We start from the raw sequence: 10,545 nt of genomic DNA, 5'->3' as shown, positions 1-10,545 counted from the left end.
GGACTAAACCTTACTGGCCACATCTACGCCGCGCATCGATGCGTCCTTACACTGACCTTCAATCAGCTCAAGTACGCCAACTGCCCGATCCAAGCAATTTTCCATCACCTCGAAATACAACCAAGCGCCATCAACATTAATGCCCGCTGCTTCAACGCTGTTCAGAACTTCGCGGACGGGGTTGTGTTGGTCAACCTGCATAAGGTGGCGTGGTGCCAGTACGCGGCCACCGTCACACGGCAGGGCGGTAGATGCCGGTTGCGGGCTGATCTGGTCGTAGGCTTTTGCCTTGGCTTCAAACACCTTTATCTTTAGCTTGAGCGCAGCCAGCTCTTGCCGGGCCGAAAGCTCAGAACGACGAAGGCGCTCATAGTCATTGATTCTTTCTTCATTGGCCGCTCTACGAGCAGCAAGTTCGGATTCTGTGGTGGTGCGGAATTTGGTGGGTAAAAGCATGCTCATCATGCGAATGATCTCCGTTGTGGAACGATGTAAAAGTCCTGCACGGAAGTTAAGCACCTGATTTGTGAAAAATCTGTGAGCGGAGCGCAAGCGTTTTGTAAAGCGTGGATTCCTCATGCAGTAACCCTCCTTCTCTTAGTGGGGTTACGGATTCTATGTCAGAAATTCATGCGCCTGACGAGGGGGTACATGTTTATGCACCCTCGCTTAAAGGTTAAAACGACTTTTTTGTGCCGTAAGCACTGCCCATAAGGGTTACTAAGTTTGTTTGGCGGATTTTTTTAGATGCTGTAAATAACTGCAGCGATCTCTTTCTCGTTACTCTCCGGAAGCTCGACATCCATTCCAAGCCTACTAATTTTTGTGATTTTCGGCTGGTCTGAACCTATGAATGTCACCACTGCACTTTCGTCATTTATTTGGTGCGGAAATGGAATATGAGATTTCTTTACAATTGAACCCGGTGCGATTTTTACTTCAATCTTTATAAGGCCACTGTAAAAAATAGAGTATCTCCCGTCGGAGTTCGAGCCCATCCTGAAGGTGCCAGCAATCTCTTTTTTGAGGTCTGCCATTTCTGAAGCTAATGCTGATATTCGCGCTAACGATGACTTGATTTCTCCAGTAGACACTACCTTGTCATTGTCAGAAATAGCCTTCTCGACTTTATTCACCAATTCTTGAATTTCTGAATCTTTATCTCCAACCGCCTTTAATTTTAAACGCATCTCAGTGCCTTTATGCTTAACAAGCAGATCCTCAATGTTGTCTTTTAGGATCCAGGCAGACCAAGCCACAACGACTGGCCATAGCGCAGCCTTTAGAAAATCTACTACGGCTAGAAAATAATCCATGCTTGGGCCTATTAAATATTAAAAATGGAAGATAAAAAGGCAGAAGAAACAATTAACCTCAACTTTAAACTGAGAAAAGTACGGTCGCAAGGAAACCATACCCAAAAATTCCACTCTAGTAATATACAGTATCTAAGTCATTGATTTTATTGAACGAAACTAACGCCATTTTTAGGCACCAAAAACCCGTTAAGACCATATAAATCAATGGCTTACGTCTATTGCGTACTCAATATGGCATGCAGGAGGTCAGCGGTTCGATCCCGCTTAGCTCCACCAATACCGAAACCCGATCAACAGTAATGTTGATCGGGTTTTTTGTTGGCTAGTAAAACCGTAGGAGGCCAGCCCCCTGGCCGAATGTTCGCGCAGAGGGCTGCGCTCCTACGTGATGTGGTGGAGGGTTGTGGGGCTTGGGGTATGCCGCAAAGCGCGCATTCCCGGCCTGCCGTTGAGCGCTGGCGGCATACCCTAAAGCCCTACTACACCCTTCACTCCACTACGCCACCAAAGGCATACGCCACAAAATCAAGCTGACCGCAGCGGCACCCACAACGAAGTTCATAGGTAAGCCCAGGCGCAGAAAGTCCGTAAAACGGTAGTTACCCGGCCCGTATACCATCATGTTGGTTTGGTAACCCAAGGGCGTAGCGAAGCTTGCGGACGCCGCCATCATGATCGCCAGCACGAAGGGCTCAGGGTTGAGGCCTGCCTCTCCGGTGACGGCTAACACGACGGGCAGCATTAACACCGCTGCCGCGTTGTTGGTGATGGTTTCCGTCAGCAATGAAACGATCAAATAAGTCAGTATCAATAACAGCCAGGGGCGGCCGTTACTGATGTCAACCGTCCACGCTGCGATACTGGCCGCCAAGCCGGTTTCCAATATGGCATTACCCAGAGCAAACGATGCCCCTATCGTAAGCAGTACCGACAGGTCCAAACTTTTCTGACCTTGCTCAAACGAGCAACATCCAGCCAGAATCATCAGGCCAGCACCCACCAGTGCCGCGTTGAGCATTGAGGTCAGACCCAATGCCGCAGAGGCCACGACACCGGCCAGAATCAACCATGCCCATTTGGCTTGGCTGTGGTTGGGTGATTGCTGGTCCAAATCGTTGATCAGCAAGAAGTCACGTTGGTAGCGCTGGCGGCTGACGAACGCCGGTCTGGCTTCCAGTAGTAAGGTATCGCCCGGCGCCAGTTTGATCTGCCCCAGATTACCATTTAGGCGTTTACCATTGCGTGCAACGGCCAGTACAACCGCGCCGTAGCGGTCATGAAAGCGGCAGTCACGAATGGTTTGGCCTAAGCAGGTGCAGCTGGTGCCGACCACGGCTTCCACCAAGCTACGTTCTTCGCGTTGCTGAGCTAATGTGGCGCTGCCATTCTGGTTCATGCTGGGACGTATGCCGGGGATACGCAATAGCTCGGTGATGGCTTCGGTTTCACCGGCGAATACCAGGGTGTCGTTGCCGCGCAGACGTTCTTCTGAGGGCACGGCCGTGACGACGCTGCCGTCGCGTTCGATTTCTACCAAATAGAGTTGGCGCAGGTGCCTTAGGCCAGCGGCAAGCACCGTTTTTCCTACCAATGGGCCCTGTGGGTCGACCTGAACTTCAACGGTGAATTCGCGCATCTCATCGATCAGTTGCGTGGTGTTGCGGTCGGGCAGTAAGCGGGGGAAAAACAACCACATAAATAAGCCGCCGATCAAGGCAACCGGCAAACCAATCCAGGTGATCGCAAAAATAGAGAAGCCATCAGCACCCGTCAGCGCACTGTATTGACCGTTCACCACTAGGTTGGTGCTGGTGCCAATCAGTGTAAGTGTACCACCGAGAATAGCGGCATAGCTCAGCGGCATCAGTAATTTGGATGCGGGTATGCCAATTTGCTTTGACCAAGCCCGTATGGCTGGGATCATCGTTGCCACCACCGGCGTGTTGTTCAGAAAACCGCTCAAGCCGATAACAGGTACAAATATGCGCAACATGGCGCTGCGCGTTGATGTCGGTCGCCCCATGGCTTTCCGCACCAGACTTTCGATGGCACCCGAGTGGTACATGCCGGACGCAATGATAAACATCGCCGCTACCGTAATCATACCGCTATTACTGAAACCGCTGAGTGCTTGGTCAGCGGAAATAACGCCCGCTGTACTGAGAATGGCGAGTGCGGCCAATAGAATCCAATGTGGCGCCACACGAGTAGTGATCAATGAAACCAAGGCGCCGAGGGTCAGGGCGAGGGTGAGATAGGCTTGCCAGCTCATGCGGGTGTCTCGAAAGCGATAAAGGAGAGTGCAGAGTAGGGTAGTTTGTCCAATAAATAAAATATTAAAATATTATCAGATATACGAAATGGTTATATGCAGAGTGGTTCGCTTTCCTACGGCTGGTGGAGAAATCTTACCCAGTGTGCGATACTCCCGACCGATAAAAACAATTCAGCAATTGCAACGCCTGTGCCGCGATTTGGTGACAAGAGTCAGGATTCGGGCGTTACCAGTGGGAGATGCGAGTGTGGCCATTAAAGCCATTGTTCTAGATCTAGATTTCACGCTGCTCAAACGTAATAAGACGGTCGGCGAGCGGACGCTTGAGAGCCTTATTGAAGCGCATGAGCAAGGTTATACCCTAATCATTGCTACCAGCAGACCCATTCGCGTGGTACGTGGTTTAGTGCCTGCTGAGTTGTTGGAAAGAACCACGCTCATTACGCTGAACGGCGCCGTGGTACACGAGTTTACCCGGGATCATCAGTGGCAGATGTCCTGTCTTGGCCTTGAAGCCAAGCATTTAGTCGCCGCTCTGCGCGAGCAGGAACCGCCCATTCAAATCACTGCTGAGTGTTGGGGTGAGAACTTTGCCACCAACCGTGAATACTGCGCCGAAACATTGCGTGCGAAGCAGCATGCCCAGCCCGATATGGTGAAGAGTCTTGATGACATTGACTATGGCTGGTTGAGTAAAATCACGGCCGATGGGCAAGGGAACTCGCTTGAACATCTGTTGGCGTGGCAGGATGACTATTCCGACTTGAGGTTCATTCCAGCCGATGATCACCGTGTGATCAATATTGTTCCTGCGTCTGTTGGCAAGTCCAAGACGGTTGAGCAATTGTTGGCGCGGATGAACATCGCTCCCACAGATGTAGTCGCCTTCGGTGATGAAATTCCTGATATTCGCTTGCTGGAACTGGTTGGCCTAGGTATCGCCATGGGTAACGCAAAACCGGAAGTTAAAGCAGTGGCCGATTTAGTCATTGGCGATTGTGATGACGACCCCATTGCTGATTTCTTGCAGGTGTCATTACTGAAGCAGGCACAATCTGCTTAAGAGGGGGTATTTAAGTCCTCTGGTTCTCAATATGACGCGGTAAAAAAAGCGTGGAAAATGCTCGTTTACTGCCTGTAAACGGAATGTTTTTCACGCTTTTTTGTCTAGCCAGACTTTAGCCCCGAGGCTTTTAAACGCCCCTCAGTAAGACTTCTTTGATCGATGAAGACAGCCGTGACAGCTGGAGTGGGCTGATCACATAGGGCGGCATAATGTAGATCACCTCACGGAAAGGGCGTATCCAGACGCCCAACTCCACGAAGCGTTTTTGCAACGCCTTCACGTCCACCGTTTCCGTGCACTGCACCACACCGATGGCTCCCAAAACACGTACATCCTGCACGTTTTCCAAGCGCTTTAGTGGCAGTAGCTCTGCACGTAGCTGTGTTTCTATTGCCCTGACCTTTGTTTGCCAGTGCGATGCTTCCAGCAAATTCAGGCTGGCGTTGGCAACGGCACAGGCCAGCGGGTTACCCATAAAGGTTGGGCCGTGCATAAAGACACCGGCAGCGCCGCGGCTGATGGTCTCGGCCACAGACGTGGTCGTCATGGTCGCGGCTAAGGTCATGTAGCCACCGGTGATGGCTTTGCCAAGGCAGAGGATGTCGGGCACCACGTTGGCGTGTTCCAGCGCAAAGAGTTTACCGGTACGGCCAAAACCCGTGGCGATCTCATCGAAGATCAATAATATTCCGAACTCATCACACCATTGGCGAAAATGTCGGAGGTACTCGGGGTTGTAGAAACGCATACCACCGGCCCCCTGGACCACCGGCTCTACGATCAGAGCTGCCAATTCATCTTGATGCGCTGCCAACACGCGGTGGCACTGTTGCAGATACTCGGCGTCTAACGGGGTATCGAAGCCTTGGGGCGGCTCTGGCAGGAACAGATTTTCCGGCAAATAGCCATTGAATAGACTGTGCATTCCGCCCACTGGGTCACACACCGACATGGCGCCCGTCGTGTCACCATGGTAGCCACGTGACAAGGCTACAAAACGGTGTCGGGGAGTACCGATGCTTTGCTGGTATTGTATGGCCATCTTCAACGCCACTTCTACGGATACTGAGCCGCTGTCGGCCAAAAACACCTTGTTTAGTGCTTCTGGCGTCATCTTAACCAGCTGGCGGCCGAGATCCACGGCAGGCTGATGAGTGATGCCGCCGAACATCACATGGCTCATACGAGACAGTTGGTCAGTAATGGCTTTATTGAGTTCCGGCACCCCATAGCCGTGGATGGCGCACCACCAGGATGCCATGCCATCCACCAGTTTGCGCCCATCGGTCAGCTCAAGTTCAACACCTTGAGCGGCATGGACTGGGTAGCTGGGCAATGGGTCGACCATGGAGGTGTAAGGGTGCCAGAGGTGGCGGCGGTCGAACTCCAGGTCCTGAGCGTCCATAAATGCGTTGCCTGCGGTAGAAATGAAAGCGGAGGCGATATGCTAGCAGTTAAGCGGAGAATGAAAACAGATAGGCGCACGCGGTATTTACATCTGGTGTTTTAGTGATCAAATGTCGTAGTGGCGATGCTCAGAAACGCTTTCGGGGTGGAAACCCGGCGGAAGAGTGCCCTTGATGTAAAACGCGAATGCGATGATTTCAGCAATGATTTGGTAGAGTTCAGGAGGGATCTCGTTCCCGACACTGAGTGAGCACAGTAGAGCGACCAGATCGGGGTTTTCGTAAATGGGAATCTCGTGCTCGCGAGCGATAGCCAATATCTCTTCCGCCAACGAGGACTGTCCAGTGGCTAATACAGTGGGTGCCTTGGCACCATCATAATGTAACGCTACAGCGGTCAGATCATCATTCATGTGCGTATGTCCACTTGATGTTCACTGTGATGATGAGTCGTTGTTCGGCCGCTGACACGTTTGGGTAGCCCATGTCTGCATTGGACATCATCAACAGGTAAGCCCATGGCTGTTAGGCGCTGACTGAACTCCGAGACATGCGAATGTATGGCTCTTAACGTCGGCGCATCATCGGTTAGAAAATGTAGGCTACAGGTGTTATTGCGCCAATGCATGCGCGCGCAAACGGGTGCCATTGGTGGCAACTGAAAATGTATGTCTAATACCCATTCTGACGTTTGTTCTTTGCCATCAGTCGTACTTTCTTCTGACGGTTGCCGCTCTACATCAAACCAGACGAGATGCTGGTCGCTCCATACCGGTATGCCTTGCAACAGACGCGGAGTGTCCGCTGTTGGGTCGGCGGTCAGGCCTAATACGGTGCGCACCTGCTGTTGCTGGGCCACTTGCTCCAGTGTTTGGCGAATAGCCAATAACGACTGCTGCTCACGGTGCGCGATGCCGTCCGTACCGGCTCCTCGCGCGGTGAATGATTGGCGCATTTGCTCGGGTGAATACAGAGTGCTGGAGCGCGCTAGAATGTCCTGAGCACGTTGCTTGAGCTGCTCTTGTAAACTGAGTTGCGGTGCCGGAACGCCTTGTTGCAACAGCCGTTGGTCGACCAATTGTTCTGCCATCACGCGCCACCAGTCGGCTGGTGGTGGGAGCGGTGGGCGCTCAGAGTGCGCTGCTTTGGGATTTCCTTGCATAACGGGTAGGCGCAACAAAGGGTTGTTGTCCGTAGATTGCGTAGAACTGGTATTGGTGCCCGTGTTTACAGTACCGGCATTACTGCCAGCGCCCGCCGTCTTAGGGCTGTTTCCTTGTTGCAACTGACCACTTGCGCCTTGTTGCCATTGAGTCCATACGGCTCTTACTGTCTCCGGCGTAGCTTTGCCATAGGTTTCTCGTGCTACCTGGATCAGTTGGGTTACCCAGTGCTGGCTGCCTTTGATGGCGGCAAGATCGCTGGGTGCTATTGCGTTGGCCAACAGACCCATGGGATGAGTAGCTGTTGTCGGCAGCGCTACCGGAGATGCCTGACTCTGTGTCGGCATTGGCGGGTTGTCAGCAGCCAAGCGAGCAGCTGCAGGCATTGCTTGGGCCCAGCGGCCAATAAGCTCCCGCAGCATTGTTAATGGCTGCGTTTCCGAGCTGGTTGCACTCGCGGGGGGTGCCGTTACGCGCCCAGTCTCTGCTGATAAACTGTTCAATGGCAGCCCACTTGATGCGCTCAGAGCGGCGTTGCGTACCTCTGCTGGTACAGCCATATTGCCATTGGGGGCTTGGGGCGTTGCGGCTGCAGGCGCTGGTGCGCGCATAAGGTCGGGAATGAGAGCCTTTAACGCAGTTAATGCAGTTTGGATTTGGAGCGTTGGTAGCAAACTCAGTTGTTGTCGTTGGGCTGCATCCAGCATGATGTTTTGCTGTTCTGGACGGCTGGGCACCAATATTTGCGGGCCCTTCGGCGTTGGAATGAGCAGCAATGATTGCCCCGGTTGCAAAACGGTGCTGCTACTGATGCGGATAACCTGTTGTCCCAACTGCACCTGGTATTCATGGCGGCCAGGTTGCGTAGCTTCGAGTGAAGAAATTACCGTCATGGGTAGGCTACGCGGTGACGGTTGGTTGTTGTCGACACGCGGACCAATGGCTGCTTCGATGGCGCGCACGAGTGCTTGATCGGTGTGACCTTGACGTTGATGCTGTATCACTTGGAACCAATCGGTCAAGGCGCGCCTCGTCGGTTCTGACGAAGCACGCTCTCGCTCTGAATAGGCATGCGGCCGCAACGCTGAATCCGGCGGCAGGCGCATTCTACCGATGCTGTCTATTTTAGCCATGCCTACACTCTACACCCATTGTTCATAGGAATGTAATCGTCCGTAATGGCTTTTCCTTGAGTGTGCTAACGGTAAAGAGGTGGTGCGAATCGAGCTAGCTCTCTTCAGGCTGTAATACGTCAACGAAGAGATATTGGTTGTGCTGCAGTCGAGTCACGTATGACCGGCAGAGTTGTTTCATTTGAATGTCGCGGTAGTAGTCGGAGCTTACGAACTGCTGATCAGAGGTTTCGCGTGAGGCCAACAATTGATAAAAGTGTGGACGCCAGCACCAATTCGTACCCAGCACACTGTTATTACTGACAATTCCTTGTGGTGTTACTTCGTAATTATCAGATATTTGTGTGCCATCTGAACTGCATAAATAGAACTTAAGCACGTTGGAGTCGGCGGGTAGAGTAATGTCACTCCAGTGATCTTTGCTCCGGCAGGCAGCAACCAGCTTCATCAGCACTTGCTCAGTGTTCTGATCAAAGTTCAATTGCTGTTTGTGATGGGCAATCTTGTTTTCTAAAAACTGCGTGCGCAGTGCGCTGATTTGTTCGCCGTAGGCGTCAGGCGGCAAGAACTCGGCCTGTGCCGGCGAAAACAGGTAGCCTTGCATCCAGGACGCACCAAGTTCCAAACCAAATTCAAATTCCCTAGCCGTTTCTACGCCCTCGCAGACCAGCTGGCATCCAGTCTTTTCTGCGAGTGCGGATACGCTGTGTACGAGGTCATAGTGCTTGCCGCTGTTTGCTGCTTGCTTGAACAGCTTCATATCCAGTTTCAGGATGTCGGGTTCCAGCTCCATGATCCGATGCATGTGAGAGTTGCCTGCTCCGAAGTCGTCAATGGCAACGCGATAACCCTCTTCGCGATAGCGCTCGACCACACGACGAATGGTTTCGACCGTGCCTTTCTGCTCGGTGATCTCGATTATGACTCTGCTCGGGTCTATGCCGGAGCGTTGTAACATCTGAAGCAGAGGGGTGGTGGTCCATGCTGTCAGCTGACTGATCCAGTCCGGACTGATGTTCAAGGATATAAATCCATGTGGGTGCGTCTTCAGTTGATCCACTGCCATGGAACGAATATGGCGGTCAAGCTGCAGTAGGGCCCGCGAATGGCCGGGAGTCTCATAGAACAGATCGCCTAAGCTGATTAAGCTGCCATCGTCAAGGCGTTCTCTTGCCAGTACCTCGTGGCCCACCACGGCGCCTCGGGCAATGTCGATGATGGGTTGAAAGCCAGGCAGAACGCGTTGGTAATCTAGTTCTTTCATAGTGAATATTTATGGCCTCAAAGCGGTGCGCTTGCACCCTAAAACGGAAGCGAAGGGAGTCACTCTAGCAAATAAGTGGCCATAAGTAATGATTCTTGAGGGCAGCGAGGCGGACACTACTGTGTCGCAAGGGATTGCCTCTTTTTGGTGCTTATTGATACAGTGCGGTGTGGTCTGTGCCCTGAAATAGGGCGTTATGGCGAACAATAACACTGCGACTCACAAAGCTTTCGAAGTGAACGCTGCCACTGGCCAGTTGGGGTGCAATAACACCGCGATCCGACACGCCACGCAGAGTAAAAACGACTTGGCAGAACGCACGTTCATTATTGGATGTAGCGGCTTCAATCAGCTCATCAATTGATAATGACAGTGACTGACGGTTGATCGCTTGGAAGGTACCTGAGGTTTGCGAAATGCCTTGCTTCCTACTCGAACAACGCACTTCGTATCGACCATTTTCAGTGGGTACGCCAGTCCATCCCAAAGGAATGTATTGATTGTTTTGTGTATCGAAGATCTCATTATCTTCTGGGCTGTGAAACTCAGGTGAGACGGGCAGGTGGAGCAGTGTGCTTGGTGCAGATTGGTGTGCCTCCGAGCGCAGGAAGTCGAGCTCCAAAATCCCCTCTTCGTACGGGATTTCGTTCGAGTAAACACCGTTCCACTGTGCATTCATTGTGTATTCGTGATTATTCAGCCGCACCAAGAGCTTGTCTTCACCCGATAACTCGGCACGCGTGTAGGGCAAGTCTTCTATGCCGAGGGTCGCCTGTACAACCAGTTGGTCGTTGTGCCTAACGACCACCAAATTAAGGATCAGAGCATCAGTTGCAATATCGTCGCTTTGCGGCGCACTTTTACAACCGGACAGCACCACGCTACCTAGAGTCACTAAGCACAGCCAAAAAATTGCGCA

Annotated in this window: 9 protein-coding genes; 1 reads left to right on the top strand and 8 read right to left on the bottom strand. The window is 52.2% G+C overall.

The annotated features are described in order from the left end of the window. Nucleotides 1–3: 3 nt before the first annotated feature. The 3 genes from NFC81_RS09015 to NFC81_RS09005 all read right to left on the bottom strand — a co-directional run bounded on the left by NFC81_RS09015 (nucleotide 4) and on the right by NFC81_RS09005 (nucleotide 3,591). Entirely contained in the window at nucleotides 4–465 is a 462-nt protein-coding gene (locus NFC81_RS09015) for a hypothetical protein (RefSeq protein WP_304994155.1), read from the bottom strand. Nucleotides 466–743: 278 nt separating this feature from the next. Continuing rightward, a complete protein-coding gene (locus NFC81_RS09010; protein WP_304994154.1) occupies nucleotides 744–1,316 on the bottom strand; it encodes a hypothetical protein in 573 nt (190 codons plus the stop codon). Between the two features lie 499 nt (nucleotides 1,317–1,815). After that, nucleotides 1,816–3,591 carry an SLC13 family permease gene (locus NFC81_RS09005; RefSeq protein ID WP_304994153.1) on the bottom strand — a complete coding sequence of 592 codons (1,776 nt, stop codon included), beginning with the start codon at nucleotides 3,589–3,591 and terminating at the stop codon, nucleotides 1,816–1,818. Nucleotides 3,592–3,841: 250 nt separating this feature from the next. On the opposite strand from NFC81_RS09005, the gene NFC81_RS09000 reads away from it, so the two are divergent. Next, on the top strand, nucleotides 3,842–4,657 hold the full coding sequence (locus tag NFC81_RS09000) for an HAD-IIB family hydrolase (RefSeq protein ID WP_304994152.1): 816 nt from the start codon (nucleotides 3,842–3,844) through the stop codon (nucleotides 4,655–4,657). 130 nt (nucleotides 4,658–4,787) lie between these two features. Here the strand turns inward: NFC81_RS09000 and bioA are convergent, their stop codons facing one another. From bioA to NFC81_RS08975, 5 genes are all read right to left on the bottom strand, one after another. Continuing rightward, nucleotides 4,788–6,065, bottom strand: a complete 1,278-nt coding sequence (gene bioA, locus NFC81_RS08995; protein WP_304994151.1) for an adenosylmethionine--8-amino-7-oxononanoate transaminase — start codon at nucleotides 6,063–6,065, stop codon at nucleotides 4,788–4,790. A gap of 108 nt (nucleotides 6,066–6,173) precedes the next feature. After that, nucleotides 6,174–6,479: an EscU/YscU/HrcU family type III secretion system export apparatus switch protein gene (locus NFC81_RS08990; RefSeq protein ID WP_304994150.1), complete on the bottom strand. Its 306-nt coding sequence runs from the start codon at nucleotides 6,477–6,479 to the stop codon at nucleotides 6,174–6,176. Then, entirely contained in the window at nucleotides 6,476–8,362 is a 1,887-nt protein-coding gene (locus tag NFC81_RS08985) for a flagellar hook-length control protein FliK (protein WP_304994149.1), read from the bottom strand. The genes NFC81_RS08990 and NFC81_RS08985 overlap by 4 nt, the downstream gene beginning before the upstream one ends. A gap of 94 nt (nucleotides 8,363–8,456) precedes the next feature. Beyond that, the gene (locus NFC81_RS08980; protein WP_304994148.1) at nucleotides 8,457–9,626 is read right to left on the bottom strand and encodes an EAL domain-containing protein; all 1,170 of its coding nucleotides are present in this window, start codon (nucleotides 9,624–9,626) and stop codon (nucleotides 8,457–8,459) included. A 151-nt stretch (nucleotides 9,627–9,777) separates the two neighbouring features. Beyond that, complete coding sequence (locus NFC81_RS08975; protein ID WP_304994147.1) at nucleotides 9,778–10,521, bottom strand: hypothetical protein; 744 nt, start codon at nucleotides 10,519–10,521, stop codon at nucleotides 9,778–9,780. Nucleotides 10,522–10,545: the final 24 nt, after the last annotated feature.

This window comes from Salinispirillum sp. LH 10-3-1 (assembly GCF_030643825.1).
In the GTDB taxonomy this organism is placed as follows: Bacteria; Pseudomonadota; Gammaproteobacteria; order Pseudomonadales; family Natronospirillaceae; genus Salinispirillum.
This window is presented reverse-complemented; position numbering and strand designations above follow the sequence as displayed.

Coding starts and splice junctions, on each gene's coding strand:
- NFC81_RS09015 (WP_304994155.1), bottom strand. CDS start 465: ATGATGAGCATGCTTTTACCCACCAAATTCCGCACCACCACAGAATCC.
- NFC81_RS09010 (WP_304994154.1), bottom strand. CDS start 1,316: ATGGATTATTTTCTAGCCGTAGTAGATTTTCTAAAGGCTGCGCTATGG.
- NFC81_RS09005 (WP_304994153.1), bottom strand. CDS start 3,591: ATGAGCTGGCAAGCCTATCTCACCCTCGCCCTGACCCTCGGCGCCTTG.
- bioA (WP_304994151.1), bottom strand. CDS start 6,065: ATGGACGCTCAGGACCTGGAGTTCGACCGCCGCCACCTCTGGCACCCT.
- NFC81_RS08990 (WP_304994150.1), bottom strand. CDS start 6,479: ATGAATGATGATCTGACCGCTGTAGCGTTACATTATGATGGTGCCAAG.
- NFC81_RS08985 (WP_304994149.1), bottom strand. CDS start 8,362: ATGGCTAAAATAGACAGCATCGGTAGAATGCGCCTGCCGCCGGATTCA.
- NFC81_RS08980 (WP_304994148.1), bottom strand. CDS start 9,626: ATGAAAGAACTAGATTACCAACGCGTTCTGCCTGGCTTTCAACCCATC.